The sequence below is a fragment of the Candidatus Pelagisphaera phototrophica genome (genome assembly GCF_014529625.1).
Classification (GTDB): Bacteria; Verrucomicrobiota; Verrucomicrobiia; order Opitutales; family Opitutaceae; genus Pelagisphaera; species Pelagisphaera phototrophica.
Map to the genome: position 1 here is coordinate 2,088,149 of NZ_CP076039.1, position 24,459 is coordinate 2,112,607.

A 24,459-nucleotide genomic window follows, 5' to 3' on the forward strand; every position below is an offset into this window, starting at 1 on the left:
GCTTTTCGAATGGAGCTATGCCGTAATGAAAAGGAATAGGGACAAATCGGAAAAATAATAATGTGAATTTGACGGTGGTAACGGGGGGCATATTATGAAAAAGCTTGGTCATTAAGTCAAAATTTAGGATAAATGAAATTATACATCGTGATCAGTTCCGCATTTCTGGCGTTTCTAAACCTAGCCATCGCAAGCGACTCTCCGCCCAATATTCTTCTGATTATGGCAGACGATGTTGGATACGAGTGTTTCAGTAGCTACGGAAGCAAAGAGTATTCAACTCCTCGGCTGGATGCCTTAGCAGCAGAAGGAATACGGTTTGAGAACTGTCATTCCACTCCCTTGTGCACTCCCAGTCGGGTCAATTTGATGTCTGGCAAATCAAACGTATTCAATTACTTCGATTTTGGAGTCTATCCAAAGGGTGAGCCGACCTTTGCTAATCATTTCAAAAATCAGGGTTACGCAACCGCCGTAGCCGGCAAGTGGCAGCTCCTCCTAGATGACAAGGGCATTTCTCCCCAGGAAGCGGGTTTCGACTCTTATCTTTTATGGAACACCCCCAACACAGAACGAGCCCGATATTGGAATCCCTCCTTGGAGCAAAATGGAGAGATTCTCGATTTGCCGGAAGGAGCTTACGGTCCTGACATTTGTGCGAGCTTCCTCGAAGATTTTATCGAAGAGCAAGCCGGTTCGAATACGCCGTTTCTCGCTTATTACCCTATGATCCTGCCGCATAATCCCTTTCCACCGGCTCCCAATAGTAGCGACCTAAACAGCAAGGACGATAAGGCCAACTTCATCGACATGGTTAACTACCTGGATTCCCTGGTGGGTCGTTTGGTTGATGCGCTTGAGGAATCTGGAGTAATGGAGAACACGCTAGTGATATTTACGAGCGACAATGGAACGAATGCGGATCTAACGTCGATCTTCGATGGAGCTCCACTCCAAGGCGGTAAAGGGTACACTAAAGATCATGGCACCCACGTTCCGCTCATTGTAAATTGGCCCGGAAGGATTCCTGGAAATCAAGTAAGCGATAACTTGATCGCATTTTCCGATTTTTTCCCTACCATAGTTGATGCGGCCGGAATGGCGCCAAAGAAAATTTCCGATGGAGATGGAATCAGTTTCTGGCCCCATTGTCTTGGCCAAGAGGGGACTGAGAGAAAGTGGGTTTATGGATACTATTTCCCACGACCCTACGCGGAAAGCTTCGACAATAAATATCATCATTGGGAAGTGCGCTACGCACGGGACAAACGATACAAACTGTACGGCAACGGGGACCTTTACGATACGCAGGAAGACGTTCTTGAAAAGAGAGTGCTTGATCCGGAAAGATCCAGTCGTGCCGCCAAACGAGCCCGTAAGTCACTTCAAGCCATCTTGGATTCATATCCGGATCAGGGGAGGGGAGTCGACTACTCACGAGTGGTCGGTGAACGTCGGTAGGGCGAGAGCGTCCCACCTTCCTTTTGCACATCCGACAGGCAATTTTGATTGCATTATCGCGACATTGTCGTAAATGTACAATTCGATTATCGTATTCCTACTATCCCAAATTACGGGAACCGACTATGGTTCCCGCAAGCTAAACGTTTTGTTTTTTGGATTTATTAAATTGGCGTCCCTTTAAGCGAATCGTGCTCACCTTGATCCCTTCATGATAACTTCTGCCCCCCAAAAATCGTTCAAGGATTTCCTTAAGGACGTCGACCCCGTACGGCGCGGGCTGGGGCTCTACGACCATCTTTCGGATATCTGCTACTTTGTGAAGGACCAGACAGGGCGTTTTGTTCTAGCCAATGAGGCATTGGTTCTCCTTCTTGGGTGTTCCCGCGTGTCGGAAGTTCTGGGCAAGACCGATTTCGATTTGGTGCCCCGATATCTCGCGGACAACTACTTCAAAGATGATCAACAAGTGCTCTTTTATGGGCAGGAAGTAGTCAACAAGGTCGAGTTGGTGACGCATAACGACTTGTCGGTCTACTGGTACACCACGACCAAGGTACCGATTTACTCGAAAGACGGTTCCATCATCGGCCTGGAAGGAGTTACACGGGAATTTAAGGCGGCAAGCAGTGCCTTGGGTCCGTACCCAGAACTTTTTAAGGTCATAGATTTTGTCGAGAAAAACTATTCCAAGAAGGTCAGTGTTGCCGACTTGGCGAAGCGAGCGAATTTATCGGTGAGAACGTTTGAAAGGCAATTCAAACGTCGTTTTAACCTGAGCCCGATCGCCTACCTGAAAAAAGTCCGAATCAATGCCGCCTGCTGTGAGTTGATCCATGGCAACCACACCATTGCCCAGATAGCCCAGGACTGTGGATTTTGCGACCAGAGCTATCTGACCAAGGAATTCGCCCGCTTAATGCGAATCACTCCGCAAGCTTATCGAGACGCCCATGCCCTCTAGCATATGCCCTCCAACTCGGCCCATTATCATGGCTAAAACTTCTTTATGCTTCTAGTTTGCTACGCACCCTTACCGAAACATAAATCGTTATCTCCAAAAAACCGATTCTTTCTCAAACCAATCAAAAAGAAGTAAGAACCTTTGCTCGGTTTTCAAATTTTCCATTCAATCAATCATTTATTGAAATCAATACAAACTATGCTGCCTAGAATCATCTTATCAGTTTTTGTTGGCCTTCTCAGTTGGAATGCATCGGCAACCTCATTGCCTCTCGATGTCGAAGAGGGCGAACGCATCGTCATCATTGGAAACGGGCTAGGTGAGCGCATGCTCTACTTTCCTCATTTCGAAACGGACCTGCATCGCCAGTTCCCCAACAAGGCGCTTATCGTTCGCAATCTCAGCAAACCGGGTGATACGCCTGGCTTCCGACCTCATCCTTCGCGGGAAACACAGTGGGCGTTTCCAGGCGCGGAGAAGTTTCACCCCGGGCGCCAGACTCACTTGGGGATTGGTCATCATCCTTCTCCCGACGAGTGGCTGAAAGAATTGAAAGCCGATACCATAATCGCATTTTTTGGCTACAACGAATCCTTCGATGGACTCGACAAGGTTGAGAACTTTCACGACGAGCTAGATGCGTTTGTACTGCACTCCTTGAAGCAGAAATACAATGGGCAGTCAGCACCGCAACTTGTGCTCGTATCTCCCATTGCATTCGAGGATCTCTCAGCCAAACAGGATCTACCAGACGGCAAAGCAGAAAATATCCACCTCGCTGCCTATGCGGATGCGGTTAAGCGTGTGGCTGAAGCGCGAAATGTTGGTTTTATCGATTTGTTCAATCCAACGTTGAAACTTTATACAAAAGAGAGGAACCCACAAACGATAAACGGTTTTGCGCTCAATGACGAAGGCTACCGCAATCTCTCAAAGACTCTCATCGGCTCGCTCTATGGGGAGTTCAAACCTCAGGAAATGGTCTCCCGCGATGCGATGTATGCAGCGGTGGAGGACAAGAATTGGTACTGGAACAACGATTACCAAATTCTGAATGGTGTTCACGTCTACGGACGCCGCTACAAGCCCTACGGCAATGTAAACTATCCAGAAGAGATCGAGAAGATCCGACAAATGACTGAATTGCGTGACGGAAAGATTCACGATATCGCCTTGGGCACTCCGGCCAGCAAGTCTGTTGACGATAACGCAACCCGTCCGCTTACCGAAGTTAAGACGAACTACAATCGGCCGATCGAGTTTCTCGATGTAGACAAAGCAATCGATCAGTTCACCCTTCCAGAAGGCTACAAAATCGACTTGTTCGCCTCGGAAGCAGAATTTCCTGATCTTCGCAATCCCGTCCAGATGACCTTCGATAATCAAGGTCGCCTCTGGGTCGCAGTCATTCCGTCATACCCTCACTACCGACCAGGGGGCGAACTGCCCAACGACAAGCTTCTTATATTTGAGGATACCAACAATGACGGTCGAGCAGACGTACAGAAGGTCTTTGCAGACGGGCTACATATGCCAATCGGTTTCGAACTCGCTCCCGAAGGCGTTTACGTGGCGACCCAGCCCAACCTTTCTCTTCTGGTGGATGACAATGGAGACGACCGTGCCGATCGTATGGAGATTCTCGTGCATGGATTCGATTCCCACGACACCCACCATTCGATATCCGCCTTTCTAGCTGATGCCTCCGGTGGAATCTACATGAACGAAGGGCGATTCCTTCACTCGGCAGTCGAAACGCCTTACGGCCCAGAGTACATGACGGATGGCGGTTTGTGGCGTTTCGATCCGAAGAACTGGAAACTCGAGCGTTTCATGCAGGTAGACGTATCCAATCCTTGGGGTGTTGCTATCGACGATTTCGGCCAAACCTTTCTCTCTGACGCTTCAGGAGGAGCCAATTGGTGGTCTTTGCCATTGTCCGCGAAAATCCCACACGGACAGGAAATCGAAAAACTGGCTCAATTTACGACTCACCGTGTGCGCCCCACTTCGGGAACCGAATTCGTTTCTTCGCGACACTTTCCGGAAGACACTCAGGGAGACTTTCTTATCAACAACACGATCGGCTTCTTGGGCACGAAGCACCACAGTATCGTAGAAGATGGCGCGGGATTCACGGGTGAGCTGAAGCAGGATTTAATTATGTCGACCGATTCGAATTTCCGACCGGTAGATATGGAGTTCGCCCCCGATGGATCTCTCTATATTGTTGACTGGCACAACCCGCTAATTGGGCATATGCAACACAGTGCTCGCGATCCTAATCGCGACTCCGATCACGGTAGAATCTACAGGGTTACCTATCCATCACGACCCCTTGTAACACCCGTGAAGGTGGCCGGTGCTTCGATTAACCAACTGCTCGAAAATCTGAAAGAACACGAATATCGCACTCGTTATCGGACTCGTCGTGAGCTTAGAGGACATCCTGCGAATAAGGTGATTCCATCTGTTAAGAAATGGGTGCGAGGACTGGATAAGCGCGATTCGATATATGGCCGCAATCTTCTGGAGGCACTTTGGGCAACCTGGGGTCAAAACCAAGTAGATCAGGGGATTCTTGAGCTCTGTCTCAATCATGAGGATCACAAGGTTAGGTCTGGAGCGGTTCGTGTTTTGCGCTACATTTACCATCAGATTCCCGACAGTCATGATCTTTTTATGAAAGCCGCTTTAGATGAGCATCCTCGTGTTCGTTTGGAAGCGATTGTTGCGGCTTCTTGGCAGGACAACGAGGAAGGGGCGGAAATCGCTTTGGAAGGTCTCAAGAAACCCGTAACCAAATGGATGGGACGGGCCTACGAAGCCGTCTTTACCACTCTCGAAGATGATGCCAAGGTCCTCAATGAGTCGGGAAAACTAAATCTCGCGGGCAACCATTCTGCCAAGGAATTTCTAGCAGGGAATTTTGAATTCTACGACCGGAAGCAAGGCGAAGTGAGGGTTGAGCAGATCAATCTTTCAAAGGATGACCTTGAGCTCTACCGACTGGGCGAAGAGGTCTATCGTCGAGACGCCCACTGCAAGACTTGTCATGCTGCCGATGGTAAAGGGACGATCCCTAACATATACCCGCCGTTGAACGCGAACGAGTGGGTCATGGGCGAGGACGAGCGACTGATCAAGATAGTCTTGAAGGGACTTTGGGGAGCGATCGAAGTGGCCGGAAAGACTTACGACCCTACCACGGGAGTCCCGCCGATGACCGGTTTCGGCGGAATGCTAAATGACGAGGAAGTCGCGGGAGTACTCACTTATGTGAGAGCCAAATTTGGTGACAAGAAAGTACTCGCCAAAGCCATTAAACCCGAAAAAGTAGCCGCGGTTCGGGAAGCGACCAAAGATCGGCAAAATTTCTACATGGTCGATGAAATACTAAAGGAGCATCCCTTCCCCGAAGGAAAGGTATCAGGTTCTGCTGCGAAGCAATGGCAATCCTATCCTGGCAAGTCTGGATCAGGGAAGGGCAAAAGCATTGTCCTTATCTCAGGAGACGAAGAGTACCGTTCCGAAGAGGCGATGTCGCAACTCGGTAAGATTCTTTCACAGCGCCATGGTTTCGACTGCACCGTCCTCTATGCACAGCATCCGGGTGAGCCAGGAGTGATCGATCCCAATTTTGGAAATAACCTTCCTGGTCTCGAAGCGTTGCAAGCCGCTGATCTGATGATCATCGCTACCCGTTTCCGAGATTTGCCAAACAATCAGATGAGAGAGATCGACGACTATTTGAAGTTGGGAAAACCCGTGATTGGATTGCGAACCGCAACCCACGCCTTCAATATCGAAGACAAGAATGCTAGATACGCACATTATAGTTTCAACTACAACGGTGAAAAGAAAGCCTGGAAAAACGGATTCGGCGAACTCGTTCTAGGTTCGACTTGGGTGAGCCATCACGGATGGCACAAGTACGAAAGTACTCGTGGTATTATAGTGGGTAGCCACGAAATCGGCAATGGTATTGGCAAAGGCGACGTATGGGGTCCCTCCGACGTTTACGGGGTTCCTTTGCCACTTCCTGGTGACAGCAAACCAATCGTATTGGGAGAGGTTGTGGCAGGAATGGGCAAGCTCCATCCCGCGATTGGTCCAGGACCTTATGACAGAGTTCCAAGTTACGGGAAAGAAGAGGGCTTCCATAAGAACGACCCAATGATGCCGGTCGCATGGACAAAGAGCTACCAAATCCCCGGGGGCGAAAAAGGCAAAGTCTTTACGACGACTATGGGCTCGTCCAACGATCTGGAAGCAGAGGGCACTCGACGCATTATCGTGAATGGAGTCCTTTGGGCCGTGGACATTCCTGTTCCTGCAGATGGAGCGAATGTCGACCTTGTGGGCGACTTTAAACCCACAATGTACGGATTCCAGAGAGAGGAAGGTTACTGGCAGAAGAAGGATCTTAGAGTGACCGATTTCGATCTTTAAACGCGGTACATTCAGCCAGTGCCATTTCTCGAAAACCGTCAAGTTCGCTTAGCAAAATGAGATTTTACCAACTAGCTTTCGTGTTCGTAGCCTTATTCCCTGCGGTATTTAGCTCAAGTGCCAAAGATCGACCGAACATTCTTTTCATAATGTCTGATGATCACACGGCTCAGGCGATTGGGGCCTATGCGACCTTGCTCAAGGAACTGGATCCCACGCCAACCATCGATAAACTGGCGGAAGAGGGGATCCTCTTTGAAAATGCGTTCTGCACCAATTCAATCTGCACGCCGTCCCGAGCGAATATCATTACCGGTCTCTATAATCATAAAAACGGCGTATTTGACTTGGGCGGCAGCATTACGCCTGACAAGCAAACACTGCCTATCTTAATGCGTGAAGCGGGCTACCAAACGGCAGTCATCGGGAAATGGCACCTTAAAGAGGAACCGAATTTCGACTACTACAAAGTGCTGCCCGGTCAAGGAAAGTATTTTGACACAGAATTTCGGATACAAGGCGATCAGTCATGGCCCAAAAATGTCGTAACCCATAAGGGCGAGCATTCATCCGATGCCATTACGGACTCCGCTTTAGACTGGTTTAAAAATCAGCGTGATCCCAGCAAGCCCTTCTTCGTTTGCCATCAGTACAAAGCCCCCCACGACTATTTTGAGAATGCCCCACGATATCAATCCTACCTAGCCGACGACACGATTCCAGAACCGGAAACTCTTTACGATGTACCGAACACTTTTGGCTCGCTGGCCACCCGCGGATGGCAAGACGAGCTTATGCCTCACATTGGCACCTCAATTGGAAAACGAAATCCTCGGCGATCGTATGCCACTCACCTATTCGCCAAATTTCCGGAAGAATTTCCAGGCGACTACGATTCCGCATCGCTTAGCGAGGAAGAGACCACTCGCATCGCTTACCAAGGGTATCTGAAAAAATACCTTCGTTGCGTCAAAGGAGTCGACGACAACCTGAAGCGACTATTCGAATACCTTAAGGCGGAAGGCCTCTATGATAATACGGTTATCATTTATACAGGTGACCAGGGTTTCTGGCTGGGTGAAAAAGACTACCAAGATAAGCGATGGGCCTATGACGAATCGGCGCGCATGCCATTTATTGTGCGCTACCCCATAGAAATACCAGCTGGAATTCGAAGCGATGCTCTCATCGAAAACGTCGATTATCCCGCTCTCATGCTGGACTACGCAGGTGTGAAAATTCCCAAGGAGTACCAAGGAAAGTCCTTTCGCTCGATCTGTGAAACCGGGAAAGAGCCAGCCAATTGGAAACCGGCGACCTATTACCGATACTGGATGCACATGGCCCATCACGATAATCCTGGAGAAATGGCGATTCGCACTAAGACTCACAAGCTTATCTATTTCTACGGAGCGAACTACAAAGGGGAATATCAAACACCACCCGCATGGGAATTATATGATCTCATTGAAGACCCACAGGAACTTCGAAATGTGTACTACGTTCCCAAGTACAAGAAGATCCGCGACGATCTGAAAGCTCAATTTGCTCAGCTTCGGAAAGATATCGGAGACGATGGCTCTCACTATCCAGAATGTGAAGCAGTCGTGCAGGAGTTTTGGGATTACAGCGAAGCGGACCGACGCAAAGCGATAGAGATTTCCGCGAATTTCAAGAAGATCCGAGAGGCCGAACTGGCGAATGATTAGGTTTTTCAATAGTCTCTACTACGGCGGGACACCATGGCGAATAGGCACTTCGAGGAGTGTACCCGATTTCGGTTCAAGGGTAAGGCCAACGAACGGGCTATCCATATTACCTAATTAAGTCTCCCTTTGATGGGGACCATCAGGCTCGCCGACACTATCTTTCAAGAACCGCATTGAACAATTCTATTGTCCGTTGAATATCCACTTGGACTGGCACATGTAGAAACGCGTATTTCGCTTCCATCTTCTCGGCTTCCCGACACATCAAGTACATAGAATAGTTGCACACATAGCCACCTGCATCGTAAGTGACAGTCGTTTCCTCCGTTGTAGGAATCTTCAAGGAAGCATACCGGAATTCAGGCCCATAACTTTCAATTGGCTTACCCTCAGAGGAGGCCGATTGACGCCAATTCCGGGCACGTCGCTCAATTCGGATCTTTCTCGCCCGAGGATGTTGCCCGATTCCGATGATGACCTTGGGTTGATGCCTCTCCAACGCCTCTATGAACTGGTTAGGATCGAAACTAACGTCAAAAACGATCCCGTTTGCCAGTCTTAACCGATTGACCTCCCGAATGATATCTGTGGTGACATTGTGGGTATACCTCTCGTAGGGACCAAAACCGTAGACGAGGGGATTCACCTGCACGATTGCCATAGTAGGAGTCCGGTTTGCCCGGGCGATCAAAAAACTGAATTAATATCGTCGGGACGGATCAAGTCTCCTGCGAATTACATCACACCTCCTGACCTTCGAATCATGAAAACCGATAGAGAAACCGGAATAGCTTTTTAATGTTTGGTTTAAGTCGCTTTTCTTGTTTGGTTAATATTGCCAGCTGGTTGACTCGTGAAGTAGCAGGGCAGTCTTGGAATTGTCGATGAGCACGCCATGAAACCTGCCTACGCCTTATGGGCTGCAATTCCTATTCCGGCGGAGCCTGTGCCAATGTTGATAAGCTCGTAACTTCGATTCGTGTATGCAATAGAACGAACCAAGGCTGCAGAAGATTGGCGAAAAGTCGTCGGACTATCGACTGGGTGACTCTATTTCCCGCTTTTCTGAATGGGGCACTCAGCAAACGCCAGAAGCAGAATCAGGACTAGGTTCACGAAAGGGAAGATAATCAAGAGTCCAAGAGCGTCAAAATATCCCGTCCTTTTGAAAATTCTCCGGAGGGGGCCAAACGACGAATAATGCGACGGCGAGGATAGCAAAGACCTCTTGAACTCTGAGATAAGATATGAATGCGATCGATGTATTCATAAATATATTTTTGAAATAGCGACTCGATGACTTCGCTGGACGCTTTATTTCATCCGTGCTTGGATCATGGCCGCTAATTCGGGGAAACCTCTGGATTGGGCGAACATTGCCGCGGTCTCACCATCGACATCTGCAGCGTTGGGATCGGCGTTGTTGTCCAGCAAATATTGCACGACGTCGCTATGACCTTCAGCAGCGGCAAACATTAAGGGTGTCCAGCTTTCGTGTGAATCGATATCGTTCACGCTGGCGCCGCGTCGGTGAAGGATTGTTATCAGTTTTAGATTGGGTCCTGTGCAGGCGAACATAAACGCGGTACGGTTGGTGCTGTCTCGCAAATCTAAGCGAGCTCCCGCTTCCAACAGCCTTTCAGCGATCTCAGTATGACCATTGAAAGCCGCAAGCATCAGAGGTGTTCGCCCATTTTCGTCGATTATATTGGGGTCGATTCCGGCCTCGAGAGCCAAGCTAATGGCTTCCACGTTTCCATTTAACGCAGAGTCCATGATGAACTCAATAGGGATAGGAGGTAGGGCGTCTTGGGGAGCTGAGGCCTTCTTAGAGGCTTGGGAAGCGGTCGTGCTTACAGAATTGGAGTCCGTTTTGGAATCACTGCAGCCAAAGAGCGCAAGTGCCAATAAGAAAGGGAAAAGCCAATGGGAGAACTTCATCTGGAACAAGAACTCGGGAATTTGATTTAAAAGGCAAATGGAATATAAGCTACGCATCAGTGGGCCGTCTTGTCCTACCTTGAGTCGACGCTTGCAGTGGTGTGCCATTTTTTCTTCCAATAGAGCTATGATACGAATAACAAAACGGATAACAGTAGCACTGTTGTCGCTACCTGTTGTTTCACTGCTTGAAGCAGATGTTAATGATCAAAGCATTGCGGCAGAGCACACGCATGCTCATGCAATGCGCAACACGATCGTGGCCCAGGCCCAGCCCGCTCCCAATAACTTCGACCCGGCGAAGAGGCGATCCGTCAAAGATGCCAAAAACGAAAAAACGGGCAAGCCTCCGCCAGAGCTGGACGCCAGTTTGGAGTCTTACGCGATCTATGGCGAAACCGCGCCTCGTCCACAGGCGACTGACCGCGTATCGACTTCACTCCCGCTCCGGCTAGAGGACAACAGCCGGATCGCTCTGGTCGGAAACACCCTGTTTGATCGCGATCGCCTGTTCGGATATTTTGAGTCGCTGATTCATCAAACCCACGCCTACAAGAAACTTAGAATCAGAACCCTGGCCTGGGCTGCGGATGAGGTGGATCTACAGCCGAGACCCGACAACTTTGGCGATCTCGACCAGCATCTGACGGCTCAAAAGGCCGACGTGATTTTCGCGGCCTTTGGGTACAACGAGTCTTTCGCCGGTATCGAAGCGATCCCTAGTTTCAAGTCCCGACTAAGAGCATTTGTTCGGCATACTACTAGTCACGCCTACAACGGTCGGTCCGCTCCTGAGCTGGTATTGGTTTCTCCCATCGCAAATGAGAATGTCGAGGGTGTCGCAGCGGCGGACCTGAACAACGATCGAATCGCCGCCTATACCCGGGCGATGGCGGAAGTCGCCCTGGAAGAAAGTGTTGGATTCATCGATGTGTTCGAAAGTACGCACATTGCGATGGCTGATCCTCGTTCGGACCTAACCTTCAATGGGGCCCATCTCGTCGACGAGGGCTACCAAGTCTTCGGAAAGATTGCCTACGAGAAAACCTTTGGCGAAGAGCTGGCGCCTGAGGTGAACGAGCGGATACGAGAAGTCGTAGTGGAAAAGAACGAGCAGTTCTTCAATCGCTACAGGCCTTTGAATACCTTTTACTACACCGGTGGTCGCAATAAGACCTATGGCTATCTCGATTTTCTGCCAGCCATGCGCAACTTTGACATAATGGTCGATAATCGCGACCAAAGGATCTGGGATTTGGCTGCGGGCAAGCAAGTGAACGAATCTATTGACGATTCCAATGTTCCGGAGATGCCCGAGACGCATCAGTCGCGTGGAGCAAACGAGTATCTCAGCCCCGAGGATGAGCTCGCTGCCTTCGACGTCGATCCACGCTTTGACGTAAATCTGTTTGCATCCGAAGAGAAGTTCCCCGATATCGCGTGCCCAATTCAAATGCGCTGGGATTCGAGGGGTCGCCTTTGGGTTAGTTGTTCCACGACTTATCCTCACGTTTATCCCGGCCAAAAGCCCAACGACAAGCTAGTCATTCTCGAAGACTTGGATGGCGATGGGAAAGCGGACAAGAGCACTGTATTTGCGGACGATTTGCATATACCGCTTAGCTTTGTATTGGGAAATGGGGGTGTCTACATATCAGAGGAGCCCGACCTTGTATTTTTGAAGGATACCGATGGAGACGGAAAAGCGGATTTCCGAAGGCGCATTTTTACCGGATTTGGGACTGAGGACTCGCATCATGCGCTTCACGATTTTGTATGGACGCCCGATGGGGATCTGCTGTTTCGCGAGGCTATCTTCCACAATTCCCAAGTGGAAACGGTTTACGGTCCGATACGGGCCAAAAACAGCTCCTGGTTTCGCTACCGGCCTTCAACGCATCGCCTAACTGCATTCGGAGCGTATCCAAATACCAACCCATGGGGAGTCACTTTCGATGACTGGGGGAACCATGTGGCGAGCCATCCCATTTTCGCTTCTGCCTTTCACGCCACCAATCCACCCTATCCGGAACAGCATCCAAAGGCATCTGGCATCCCGGCTTATTCGGGAACCTGTGGACAGGAATTCATCGATTTCAGCTTTTGGCCGAAGGAGTTGCAGGGTGGGTATGTTAAGGCCCGATACAAGCCAAATAATCGAATCGAAATCCACCATTGGATTGAGAAAGAGGATTCATTTGTGGAAGAGTATCAAGGAGATCTCATTTTTTCACGCAACCTCAGCTTTATTCCAGTGGATATTCGCTTTGGCCCACGAGGAGCACTGTATGTGTGCGACTGGTACAATCCTATCAAAGGTCATGCGCAGTATTCGTTGCGCGATGAGCGGAGGGACCGCAAATCAGGCCGGATTTGGAGAATTGTACCCAAAGGAGCGACCTTGCAGGATCCGCCGCGAATCCACGCCGCCAGCATTGCTGAGCTATTGGAGCTTTTGAAGAGTCCCGAGTACCGCTACCGCTATTGGGCAAAACGCGAGTTGCGCGATCGGGAACATGGCGCGGTGAAAAGGGAACTAGATCGGTGGATCGCTCAATTAGATCCCGATGACACCCGACGGGATCATCACTTGCTGGAAGCCGTCTGGCTCTACCGCGGTATTGATGAAAGCAATAGGGATATTCTTTCCGAACTGCTGGGTAGCGAGGATCACTTGGCCCGGGCCGCAGCGACTCGTCAGCTACGATACGGGTCATCTGAAACGGAAATTCAGTATTTACGAGAACGTGCCCAAGATGAAAGTGAGCTAGTTCGACTGGAGGCGGTTATTGCGGCCAGCTATATTGGAACTCCGGAAGCGGTACAGGTAGCCATGCACGTAGCAAGGCAGCCCGCGGGTACCCATTTGAAGTATGCGGTGGCGACATCGCTCGGCTCGGAAAATTTGTCGCGCCATTGGAAAGGGGCAGAACAAGATTATCCCGTGGTGGGAGAGTTTCTAGATTCTTTCGAGAGGGATTCGAAGCTGCTCGAGGGTTCGACTACCCGAAATTCAACGGAATCAGCCTTCGACTCGCAAAAGGGGATCACCATTGTAGATATCTCCTGCCTGCCCGAGCGTATGATGTTTACGGTGACAGCGTTTACCGTGAAAGCCGGCAAGCCGGTTAAGTTGACTTTAGAGAACCCTACGGCGACCCCACACAATTTGGTAATTGTAGAACCGGGTGCCGCCGCAGAAGTAGGTATGGCGGGAAACCAAATGGCGACGGATCCCAGTGGGGCTTCCAAGCATTTCGTCCCCGATTCGCCCAAAGTGCTTTTCGCGACAAAACTTTTAGATCCGGATACGAGCGAAACCCTGCGGTTCATCGCGCCGAAGGAATCTGGGGAGTATCCCTATATTTGCACATTTCCCGGTCACTGGGTCATCATGCGGGGTGTCATGACCGTGGAAAAATAGCACCATGGTGGGGTGAGTTGATCAGTTTTATTCGTTTCGGGTAAATCCCTCGAAGCTAGTCTCAGACTCCTTGTTTTCGGTGGCTTGGCTTTTTTAGGTAGGATTGGTTCGGTCTTTCGTTATGGTTGGAAGGAAGACAGAGCCGGCCTTCCTCCATCAAGAGTCCCCTGCTTTGTTCGTTGGCTTCGTTGCTACCTTGAGGATGCGTCCCAATTGATATTGGACCTTTATTTCGCCCCACCATCCAAGCCCCACAAGACGGCGGCCTTTAGGAGGGACTGAATTTCTGGTGTAGCCATTTCTTCAACACCGCCTGGAGACATGTAGAACACGCGCTTTCCGTTTTGTTCGTTGGTCCATGCGATGGGGTGTGGCGGCGTTTCCTTGGTGTGCCTGGCACTCATGACGACGTTGATCTCCAGATCGATATCTTCGTACTTATAGAGTTTGTGGCCAACCAGGATAGGGCCCTTGAAGGAAAGGTTTTGTACGATAGGGTGACCGGATGCGGAAGCTTCAATCCAGGCTTCAACTGCCAAGGGCGGAAGCCCTTTGATATCCCGATAATGTCCGGTGTAGTGAGCCCCTAGGACGTCGGTGTCAAAGGTGTTCCAGGAGTCGTGGCCAGCCGGTGGCTGGTATCCTGTTCCTTTTTCACGTGCCCCAAACGCATGGCTCGCCGTTCGAACGGCGATGACTGGTTTCCCTGACTCGATAAATTTCCGTATGGTCTCAAGTTCGTTCGACTTGGGAAATCGACGACGCGTACTGAGAACAAGAATATCGGCGGAATCCAGCAATTCAAGCCCTTCGAAAGTATGGCAAAGTTGAGAATCGCGATTATCGGACTTGGCCTTAACAATAACGCTCGCGATGCCAAGTGGCTCGAGTTGGGACTTTGCGAATGCGGGCAGGGTTTCGGGGGTACCGTACTCGTGTTCGCCTAAAAGAAAAAGAGCCTTCTTGCCTGCGTAGATGGAATGAGTCTCGGTCGTTTGGGAGCAGGAAACGAGAGAGGGAGAAAGGAAAAGGATCGCCAGCGCTAGCAGGTGCTGTTTCTTCCGAAAGGGATGGTTTATGAAATCCATGACGTGTTTTGTTGAAGGTGGCTACGCTTAGTTGTATTTCCGTTGATAGGTTAAGAAATCGTTATTGCGAGTAAAACCATCACTCCAAGCTCGCGACAAGCGACCAAGGCGTTGAAATTCACACAATGATTTTGGGAGGGATGCCTGATCGAAGTAAGCATATAGGGATTACCCAACTTCGAATACCTCGATTGAAAGCTCGCATTGGGGGTCGGTTTGTGGTAATGATGAAATCAGGTTAAGGGATCAGTCATTTATTGGTCCCCGAGTTGGCAATGCAATAACCCCGAACGTTCTTACGCTATGAAAAGTTTTCTTCGTTTCTTCGCTATCACTTTGTTTTTCGGGATGGGCTGCCTCGCACCTGTCTATGCACAAATTGTATCCATTCAATCACGCTACGTGCCGGTTGAGAATATCGAGTAATTCGTTCACCGAGAGACGAATTAATGGAGTGAAGTCGCCAGAAGGGGATTATCGAAAGACGCCTCGCATAGATGAGATATTGCTTACAAGAAGTCTTCCTACAGCGGTTAATTGAAAGCCATCCTAAGAAAGCTTATCGAGCCCGTCGTTGCCGAGGGGAGCGAGCCGTTTGATTTCTCTCGCATAGGTCTTAGCGAAATTCAGCTTTAGTTCCTCTCCCATTTTCTATCAGTCGAGTTCCTCGTCGAACATAACCCTCATGATGATTCGGTGTCTGCGCACGTCCTCTTTTGAAAGTAATTAACCGCGATCGATGGGGTGCCAGATTTCATCGAAAAATTTGTAGTAGGTCTCAAGGTCTTTGAAGCTTTGGCGATAGGTTTTGCTAATGGCGGAAATACCGAATCCGCAGATTTGCCCATTTAAATAGAGGCTGTAGCCTTGAAAATTGCGCTGGAGGGTTTTCGCTCGTTGAGCGACCGCAAGCGAGTCGCCTTTCTTGGGGTAATGATTCCTGCCGATGTGGTAGTAATCGGTTTTTTGAAATGCCTCATTGATTGCGTGAGCATACCGATCTTTTCTTAAGCGGAGGGAAAATTGGATTTTTCTTGGATCTTTTGTGCTGGCCATGATCCCCACGGTCCAACCCCTTTTTAAGCTGGTCGACGTGGTCTTCGACCTACGTGCATTAAAATTGTTAAGCCTATCTTGGTTTCGGCACTTGGGGCTTTCGCGAGTTTCTGGACGTTCGGTGGGGCACAGAAAGGGGTTCTAACCACATGCGAATTTTGATCGGTAGGTAACGATCACCGTTGGTGCGAACAAAACAATTTTAGGTTGGTCGCAGTCCGGACCATCCTATTCGGTCCCCTCAACGGTTAAAGTCCCGATGTAAGAGCAGAAAACAAGCTGCTGCTGGACATCTGCAACAGCCGCATTCCATGCTGATGAGATAAGTGAGTCAATGTCAGTAAATCCGAAGGCCTCCAATGCGGATAAAGGTCTCGCCTCAGCTTTTTTTATAGTTTCGTCGAACCAACGACGATGCCTGTCTCTTCGTTCCTCATTGCTGGGAATTAGATGAAACGGTGCTTGCCAATTAACAACGTTTTCAAGGACATTTTTGTCAAGCCGTCCGCCCCATAACCAGTAAACCCCGCTGAAAGCCCATTCTTTTAAATCCTTCCACTCATCTACATTTAAAGGCCTTGTTGGATCAATTGTTCTGGCCCGTTTCAGAATTTCTTCGACGTCCTCGCTGTATTGTAACGCAGGCTTTAACCAACCTAGCGAATGGGAAGCAATCAAAGCTCTATAGCGGTTGCTATCCTTTTCGGTTTGCGAGGCCAAAGCACGTTGATCAAGGGGAATCGAATTTGGCGTTGCTAATTTATCTAACAAAGCCAATATTCTTGTTTGAGAGTCGATCACGTTGATGGCGAAAGCTTCGGCTAATTTTTTTTCCTCTTCCGCAACATTCTCTCGACGAAAAGACTCTAAAAGCCTGACCCATTCTTTCTCGTTATTGCCGTAATAGTCTGGTGCTTCCCCGTATATTTTTAGAATTTCCACCAAAGAAGATCGGCGTTTTATAGAATCTGTTTGTTCGAAGCCGAGTTGCATGAGCGGCAGAACAAGATCCCTATCTTTTTTTTGAAAAGTTGTAAGTATAAAATAAGAGGGCGCGGCTGATTGCCCATCGGCGATAGCCTTAAGCTCTTCAACGCATTCGCCACAATTCAGGCTGTAGACTGACACCTCAATAGGAGCTGTTAATGTTTCTTTGTCCGGAGAAAGCCAATCGAGAGAATATTTAATTATTTCGGCAGGATCTATAACTATCGCTTTTTGACTCCACAATCCTGCAGGACAGAATACAACAAGCAGTAAGAAAGTTAACCAATGCGTAGGTTTTTGGGAGGACAATCTGAATTTGCTTTCGATATCTCTAAACACAAGAATTTCAGTAGCAGGAATTAGTCCAATCGCCACACCATTGCAGAAGAGTGCACGAATTCGTAAACAGTTTTTAAGCTGATAGGTGGTGCTGGATTTACTAAAACGGTGTATGTTAATCGCGGACACCCCAAGTCCAGTTCTGAATGATTGGATTCAGGCTTATAGGCTTAGTTAGTAATCCTTGAATTTGATGAAATGGGCTACGTTTTTTTGACGCTTTTGAGGGTGTTGAGGAAGAAATCGGCAGAAGGCTAGTTCTCTATTACTGGGCCTACGGAGTCTATCGCTCTAAGCATATGCATTGTCTTTCTAAGAACCAGTGGGCCATAGATTTGGCATGAATATCGTATAAAAATACCCTAGGCCTCTTTTCCAATTTATCATAGGAATGCAAGTATTTCACGGACTATGGCAATGATTCCATGTCCTTTCCCTCGCCGCTAATGTAAAAAAGTATGGGTTAGACCACGACATCAGATTTCACCCCAAATAATGCCGTTTCAACGTCTTCAGACATCGCCAAAAGCTCCCCGAGGAAGAATAGTGAAAATCGATGAATCCAAAGCTAGGAGAGGTCGTTGATTAGACAAGGAGATTGAAAATTGTTGTTCGGGAGCTAAAAGACACGCTATGTAAGCGACGTTAATTTGAGCTCCTTCAGCATAAGCATATTACTTCGAAGCTGACCGGTGTTCATGTCGTTAAAACTTATTAACACAAAACGTATATCATTAGTATTCAAAAGCCTCACCTTTCAGGGATGGCGTAGTGATGGGTAGCTTTCGCTGGCTCATGGCTTTTTCGGCCCCGGCTGCAACCTTGAGCAGCTCAAGATCGGCGAAGGGCTCATTGATGAACTCGATCCCAATGGGAAGATTGTCACTGGTATAGCCACCCGGCAGGATAATGGACGGTAGTCCGTTATTTGAGGCGAGACTGTTGGTTCCGCCAGGAGCCCGTGGTTGGTCGGTATCAATGCGTTGAGGTTGCAAAGTGCTAAAAGGAAAGATCAAAGCGTCCAAATCGTAATTTTCAACCGTATCCGAAATAACACCTCGCAGCATTCGACGGAGACGCAGACGGGCTTGGTATTCGGGGCTAGTATCTGGATGCTCTAGCTCAAGGGCTAAATGCATTGCATCCGAGAAGAGGTCGGCATCATTGGATGCTATCATCTCTTGAATGGTGGAGTAGGGGCGGTCTTTTCCGAAGCGGGCAAGGTATGCATTCTGTGCGAAAATCTTTTCATACTCTGCTGTTCTTCCAACGGTGGAAGTTGAGAGCGTTTTCAGGTCGAGGCCGGTTACAATGGGATCGATAATTTGGGCACCCGCAACCTCAAGATCTGTCAGCGTTTTCTCGAAAATTTCTAAGCCTTCCGTGTGGTCTGATCCTTCGTATACCATTTCTCGAAGTACTCCAATGCGCTTACCACGAATCTCTGCAGATTGGATTTCGTCCAGCCAATCGTAGCTAGCGTAGTGGCCTGAACCCTCAAAAGTCGCAATATCTTCCACATCCCAGCCAGAGATAGTTGCCAGAAGGGTTGCAATGTCTCCGATAGACCTTCCCATCGGACCCGCTCTATCCTGTGTTGCTCCTCGCGGCATGATACCCGCTCTGGAAACCATACCTTGTGTGGCAACCATTCCAGCCAAGCCGGAATGAGCACTGGGAATGCGAACGCTTCCGCCGGTATCAGTGCCAATGGCAACGGTGGAGTACCAGGCTGCCATGGCGGCCCCTGGACCATTGCTCGAGCTTCCAGGTAAGTGTAGCGGATTGTACGCATTTTTAGTAGGTCCGTGGAAATGAGTTTTGTCGAATCCGTTGCCGAACCAGTTTGTGGTTGCAGCTTTGGCCAAAATGATTCCGCCAGCTTCCTTGATGCGACGAACGACCTCTGCGTCGTTTTCCGGAACCGGCGTTCCGAAGGGCTTGAAGGCCCCCGTTGTTGGAAGACCCTCCACGTCAACAAGATCCTTTACAATGACAGGAATGCCGTGAAGAGGAGAACGTTTTCCCTTTATAATTCGTTCGCGGTCCAGTGCTTTAGCCGTATCCAAAGCCTCAGGATTGAGGTAGAAAATTGCTTTTAGCTCCGGGCCTTTCATATCGTAAGCCTCGATGCGATTCATATAGAGTCGTACCAGCTTCTCAGAGCTGAGTGCTCCTGCATCTATGGCAGAGTGTACTTCCGCAATCGTAGTTGTAGATAAATCAAAGGTTTCCGCTTGGCAAGGTATTTTGGACGTTGCCGCCAGGACGCATGACAAAAAGCCTAGAGATTTTAAGAAATTAAATGACATAGCCTAGTATTCGAAAACTTCTCCTGGTAAGGGCGGGACAGATTCAGCGGGTTTGCGATTTTGAGAAGCAACCTCGTATCCATGAGCGACTCGTAGAAGATTTAGGTCAGAGAAACGCTTGCCCACAAATTGTATACCAACTGGAAGATTTTTGCTAGTGTAGCCGCCGGGCATAATGATGCCGGGGAGTCCCGTAACGGAGGTAAGCGTATTGCGATCGCCATCATTGTGGGTTTGTCCCGTTGATATGGCTGGAGGAGGAAGAGTGCGATAGGGTAGTATCAGAGCGTCCAGATTCCACTTGTCGATTGTTTCTTCGATCAATTCTCTAAGAGCTATCCGAAGTGTGTGGCGGGCTTGGTAGTCTTTGATAGTTTCGGGTGAGGGTAGGCTCATCGCGGTTATGTAGCGGGAATGGACCATGTCCAAACCCGCCGTTTCCAACATCTCTTCTATCGTGTCAAACGGACGGTCTGGGCCGAGGCGCTTGAGGTAGGCGTTGGATGCGGGAACGAGTTCGTAAGGATGTGTGGTGCCAGTTACCGAACTGCCCGAGAATTCGCGAAGATTAGTGCCAGTAAGAATAGGATCAGCGATCAAGGCTCCGCCATCTTTTAGGTCCTCAAGTGCCTCCTCAAAGCAGGCGAGGACTTCCGAATCAGCTGGATCTTGTATCATTTCTCTAAGCACTCCAATTCGTTTACCCTCCAAAGTGGGTTCACCGAGCATCGATGCCCAATCGCTTTCGGGGAAATGTCCGATAGCGTCCGCGGTTGTTAGATCTTCCACATCCCACCCGGCCATCACTGAGAAGAGGGCTGCGGCATCGTATACGGATCGCGTCATGGGGCCTGCTCTGTCTTGGGTTGGTCCGCGAGGCACGATCCCGCTCCGCGAAACCAAACCCTGCGTCCCGACCATGCCCACAAGACTGGAGTAAGCTGAAGGAATCTGAACGCTGCCACCTGTGTCGGTACCCAGACCGAGGGTAGCAAACCATGCAGCAATGGAAGCCCCAGTACCGTTGGAGGAGACGCCGGGCGAATATTCGATGTTGTAGGGATTCAAGGTCCAGCCAGTAGGGTGCTGCTCGGGATCGAATCCGCCGTTGCCATACCAGTTAACCGTTGCAACTTTCGCTAAAATAATCGCTCCCGAGTCTTTCAGTCTTCGAATCACTTCCGCGTCGCGAGCTGGAATGGGACTTCCAAAAGGGTTGAAACCTGCAGTGGTGGGAAAGCCCCTCACGTCGATCAAGTCTTTTACCATTATAGGGATTCCGTGCAAGGGTGACCGTCGGCCTTTATCCAGTCTCTCCTGATCGAACGCTTTTGCTTCTTCGACAGCATTCTCATTCAAAAAAAAGATCGAATTGATCTTCGGGCCGCTTTTGTCATAGGCCTCAATTCGTTTTAGATAAAGCTGAACGAGCTTCTCCGAGCTAAGTGCCCCCGCATCTGTCGCTTCGATGATGTCTACAAGGGTAGCCGTCGATAAATCGAAGGTCTTCGACGAGAGAACGGAACCGCTCAAGAAGGCAAGCAAAGTGATCGAGCAGAATTTACGGAAAGAAGTCATCTAATTTAAATGTTTGGTTTAATGTACCCACCCAATTGTGATTCGAGGTATAACATCGCGGCCATCACCACCCCGTCAGCCCAAGGTCGACCAACGATTTGAAAGCCAATAGGAACCCCATTACTGTCAGTTCCACCTCGGATGACTCCAGCTGGATAGCCAGTGACATTGAAGATCGCGGTGAAGCTTCCTCCTGGACGAGATCGAGTTTTCAAAGGATCTCCGATCTCGCTAACGGGAAATCCTCTCACGGGGCATAGCAGGATGTCGTAATCCTCCATGAAGGTGAGGATCTCGCTCTTGATCTCGTCTTGCATCTCAAGAAGTTTTGTCACACGAGGCATGGGCACGATAGGATAGTCGAACCTGCGGGAGGGTCCTGGAACGATAGTTCCGTAGTGCTTGGTGAGGCGCTCCTGCCACGCGTTACCATCCGCATTTCGTAGTTCACTTCGAATGTCTGTAGCTTCCAGAATGCGTGGCGGTGTATCTTCAGTTACGGGACAGCCCGCTTTCTCCATCGCTTTAGCAGCCTTGAGCACGACGTCGCGGACTTCTGATGTTGCCTCCATTCCGCCTGCACCTTGTTGGAGATAATAGCCGACGCGGAGCTTAGAAATGTCGACAGTCGTGGGCTCTGTCATAGGAACGTCGTAAATGATCGCATCCTTGTGATCTGGCCCTGAAATAATCGGCATCAAAGCAATTATGTCCTCTACCTTCCTACAGATGGGACCCAGCTGCTGGTAGGAATCGAACATGCCGCCGTAGTCAACAATATGTCCTGTGCGCGGGACACGCCCTGTGGTCGGTTTGAAGCCCGCGACTCCGTTTGCGTGAGACGGAGAGCGGATGCTGCCACCAAAATCGCTACCGATATCGAATCCGGAACCGCCAGCAGCTACAATTGCCCCAGCCCCACCGCTAGATCCATATGTGGAGAACTTGGTGTTGTAGGGGTTTCGCGACATCCCGAAAATGATATTAGATGTAGTATTTAGACCGTCGACGCCTCCGAGGGTGAACTCTGGCGTATTGGTTTTTCCTATCAGTATGGCACCAGCAGCTCGGAGGCGGGCTACGGTCGTCGCATCTCGCTCGGGTACGAAATGAGAACGTCCCTGTGTTCCACCTGTGGACACAACGCCCTCAGTGTCGATGGAATCCTTAATCGTCATGGGTACCCCGTGCAGGGATCCCAATAACTGACCTTTCGTCATAAGCTCGTCCGCCTTACTCGCTTCTTCGAATGCCCTATCGAAACAAGGAGTAACAACAGCGTTGATCTGCGGATTCACCTTGTGGATACGATCTACAAAATGTTGTACGGCCTCGGTGGAAGAAATCTGCTTAGAACGAATAAGCGATGCCAGTTTGGTGGCTGACATAAAGTGTATCTCCTCTTCAGTGTCGCTCGGCTCGCGAATGTCAGTGGTGAGAAGGGCTTGGGGTCTAGGCTTGTAGGTCATTGCCCCTTTGCTCGAGCGAGGGGCTAAAAGGCCGGTAGCCAAAGCCCCTTTGGCTAGTGCTTTGAGAAAAGAGCGTTTACTAATAGCGAGCGATTCGTGATTCATGATTGAAGTTCAGAAGTTTAATTCACATCAGAGCATGTCTGGCTTTTTCCAGCCTCCGAATGCTTTCTCGATTTCTTTAGCGACTGCTAACACATGGTCCTCTTTGAAAGGTCGTCCAACAATCTGGAGTCCGATTGGCATGCCGTTCGGAGCTTCGCTTGCTCGCACTACTGCTGCTGGCCAACCAGTTAAGTTGTAAACACGAGTGTAGCCCCCCCCAGTACTCGAAGTATCGTCCAGGCGACGTGAGGGTGAGGCGTTGGCCGGACAAATGATAATGTCGTATTGGGAGAACCAAGACGCCATCTTGGATCGGAAAGCATCTTGTTTTTCCAAAAGTGCGGTAAAATCTGGGGTTGGGATCGGTTCGCCATTGATGCGGCGCATGAGACCAGCCGAGGGTTTACTTGTGCCAGCCTTTTCAAGGAGTCTCTCTAACCAGGCTCCACCATCTGCTTCGGTGATTTGATCTCGGAGGGGATAAACGACATGATCTCCTCCATGATAATCCTCGATAATACTCGCAACTTTAGGCTCTAACACTTCGATGGCATCTGCTATCATTTGTCGGGTTTCGTCGGTGGGCGTAGAGAGTTCGTTATTATCGTAGTATGCGATTCGAAGTTCATTGAGCGGTACAGAGATTGGATCTCCAAGCACTGCAGGAATAACCCCGGCATCTCGAAAGTCTGGTCCAGATATGATTTCCATGATCGTCGATAGATCTTCGACGTATCTCGTCAGTGGTCCGAGCTGTTGGTATGCATCGAATGCTCCGCCGTACCCTGGCCAGTGCCCAGTGCGAGGAACGCGTCCGGTGGTTGGTTTAATACCGCATATGCCATTGGCGTGGGCGGGACCCCTGATACTTCCGCCGAAATCGCTGCCTATATCGAAAGCTGAACCGCAGGCTGCCACGATAGCTCCGGCTCCCCCCGAAGAGCCGCTTGGGGAGTGTGCCGTATTGTGAGGATTAAATGTCTGTCCGTAGATGAGATTGATGGTTCCTTTCCCCCCACCTCCAAGAGTGAACTCAGGCGTATTGGTCTTGCCGATCAAAATAGCCCCAGCTGCTCTTAAGCGTGCTACAACCGTTGCGTCATGGTTCGGAATACGAGTGGTGTATCCGAGAGTCCCAGCTGTCGTAACGACCCCTTGGGTATCTAAAGAGTCTTTTATAGTAAAGGGGACGCCATGCAAGGGACCAGCTTGCCTAGCTGCGGCGATCGAAGCATCCGCTTTCTTTGCCTCTTCCAAGGCACGTTCAGGGCAAGTCGCGACTACTGCATTGATGGCAGGGTTAACTTCAGCGATGCGTGCAAGATAGTCCTGCAACAATTCCGCACTCGAGAGATAACCTGACTTGATTGCTCTGGCTAGGTTGGTGGCTGAGCTTTCGATCGACAGCTCTCCTTTTTTTGAGGTCGCTTTAGCGATCCGAGGAAAACCAATGCCGAAGGCTACTGCCCCCAAAGCCGATTTTTGGACGAAACCTCGCCGACCTGACGCTTTGTCTTTTTGAATCGGATACATATTTTTCCAGGAAATTAAAACGACAACTATTAAGAGGAGAT

16 protein-coding genes are annotated in these 24,459 nt (G+C 49.6%); 7 read left to right on the top strand and 9 right to left on the bottom strand.

Annotated features, from left to right (window positions below):
• Positions 1-132: 132 nt before the first annotated feature.
• The 4 genes from GA004_RS09010 to GA004_RS09025 all read left to right on the top strand — a co-directional run bounded on the left by GA004_RS09010 (position 133) and on the right by GA004_RS09025 (position 8,586).
• On the top strand, positions 133-1,461 hold the full coding sequence (locus GA004_RS09010; protein ID WP_283393524.1) for a sulfatase family protein: 1,329 nt from the start codon (positions 133-135) through the stop codon (positions 1,459-1,461).
• 211 nt (positions 1,462-1,672) lie between these two features.
• Positions 1,673-2,425, top strand: a complete 753-nt coding sequence (locus GA004_RS09015) for an AraC family transcriptional regulator (RefSeq protein WP_283393525.1) — start codon at positions 1,673-1,675, stop codon at positions 2,423-2,425.
• A 198-nt stretch (positions 2,426-2,623) separates the two neighbouring features.
• Positions 2,624-6,877, top strand: coding sequence for a PVC-type heme-binding CxxCH protein (locus tag GA004_RS09020; protein ID WP_283393526.1), 4,254 nt, complete (start codon positions 2,624-2,626; stop codon positions 6,875-6,877).
• A gap of 56 nt (positions 6,878-6,933) precedes the next feature.
• Positions 6,934-8,586 carry a sulfatase family protein gene (locus tag GA004_RS09025; protein ID WP_283393527.1) on the top strand — a complete coding sequence of 551 codons (1,653 nt, stop codon included), beginning with the start codon at positions 6,934-6,936 and terminating at the stop codon, positions 8,584-8,586.
• Positions 8,587-8,740: 154 nt separating this feature from the next.
• Here GA004_RS09025 and GA004_RS09030 read toward each other — a convergent pair whose 3' ends face one another.
• A complete protein-coding gene (locus GA004_RS09030; RefSeq protein ID WP_283393528.1) occupies positions 8,741-9,247 on the bottom strand; it encodes a pyroglutamyl-peptidase I family protein in 507 nt (168 codons plus the stop codon).
• A 653-nt stretch (positions 9,248-9,900) separates the two neighbouring features.
• Entirely contained in the window at positions 9,901-10,362 is a 462-nt protein-coding gene (locus GA004_RS09035) for an ankyrin repeat domain-containing protein (protein WP_283393529.1), read from the bottom strand.
• On the opposite strand from GA004_RS09035, the gene GA004_RS09040 reads away from it, so the two are divergent.
• Both GA004_RS09040 and GA004_RS09045 read left to right on the top strand, forming a co-directional pair.
• Positions 10,361-10,552 carry a hypothetical protein gene (locus GA004_RS09040; RefSeq protein ID WP_283393530.1) on the top strand — a complete coding sequence of 64 codons (192 nt, stop codon included), beginning with the start codon at positions 10,361-10,363 and terminating at the stop codon, positions 10,550-10,552. The genes GA004_RS09035 and GA004_RS09040 overlap by 2 nt on opposite strands.
• Before the next feature lie 102 nt (positions 10,553-10,654).
• Positions 10,655-13,951 (top strand): PVC-type heme-binding CxxCH protein, encoded by a 3,297-nt coding sequence (locus GA004_RS09045; RefSeq protein ID WP_283393531.1) that lies wholly within the window; start codon positions 10,655-10,657, stop codon positions 13,949-13,951.
• Positions 13,952-14,178: 227 nt separating this feature from the next.
• On the opposite strand, the gene GA004_RS09050 is transcribed toward GA004_RS09045, so the two are convergent.
• Positions 14,179-15,039: a ThuA domain-containing protein gene (locus GA004_RS09050; RefSeq protein WP_283393532.1), complete on the bottom strand. Its 861-nt coding sequence runs from the start codon at positions 15,037-15,039 to the stop codon at positions 14,179-14,181.
• A 303-nt stretch (positions 15,040-15,342) separates the two neighbouring features.
• Between GA004_RS09050 and GA004_RS09055 the strand changes: the two genes are divergently transcribed.
• Entirely contained in the window at positions 15,343-15,465 is a 123-nt protein-coding gene (locus tag GA004_RS09055; protein ID WP_283393533.1) for a hypothetical protein, read from the top strand.
• Positions 15,466-15,765: 300 nt separating this feature from the next.
• On the opposite strand, the gene GA004_RS09060 is transcribed toward GA004_RS09055, so the two are convergent.
• From GA004_RS09060 to GA004_RS09085, 6 genes are all read right to left on the bottom strand, one after another.
• Positions 15,766-16,095, bottom strand: a complete 330-nt coding sequence (locus GA004_RS09060; RefSeq protein WP_283393534.1) for a hypothetical protein — start codon at positions 16,093-16,095, stop codon at positions 15,766-15,768.
• Between the two features lie 228 nt (positions 16,096-16,323).
• On the bottom strand, positions 16,324-17,550 hold the full coding sequence (locus tag GA004_RS09065; protein WP_283393535.1) for a hypothetical protein: 1,227 nt from the start codon (positions 17,548-17,550) through the stop codon (positions 16,324-16,326).
• 605 nt (positions 17,551-18,155) lie between these two features.
• Positions 18,156-19,733 carry an amidase gene (locus tag GA004_RS09070; protein WP_283393536.1) on the bottom strand — a complete coding sequence of 526 codons (1,578 nt, stop codon included), beginning with the start codon at positions 19,731-19,733 and terminating at the stop codon, positions 18,156-18,158.
• 3 nt (positions 19,734-19,736) lie between these two features.
• A complete protein-coding gene (locus GA004_RS09075) occupies positions 19,737-21,311 on the bottom strand; it encodes an amidase (protein ID WP_283393537.1) in 1,575 nt (524 codons plus the stop codon).
• Positions 21,312-21,316: 5 nt separating this feature from the next.
• Positions 21,317-22,885: an amidase gene (locus tag GA004_RS09080; RefSeq protein ID WP_283393538.1), complete on the bottom strand. Its 1,569-nt coding sequence runs from the start codon at positions 22,883-22,885 to the stop codon at positions 21,317-21,319.
• A 27-nt stretch (positions 22,886-22,912) separates the two neighbouring features.
• On the bottom strand, positions 22,913-24,418 hold the full coding sequence (locus GA004_RS09085) for an amidase (RefSeq protein WP_283393539.1): 1,506 nt from the start codon (positions 24,416-24,418) through the stop codon (positions 22,913-22,915).
• Positions 24,419-24,459: the final 41 nt, after the last annotated feature.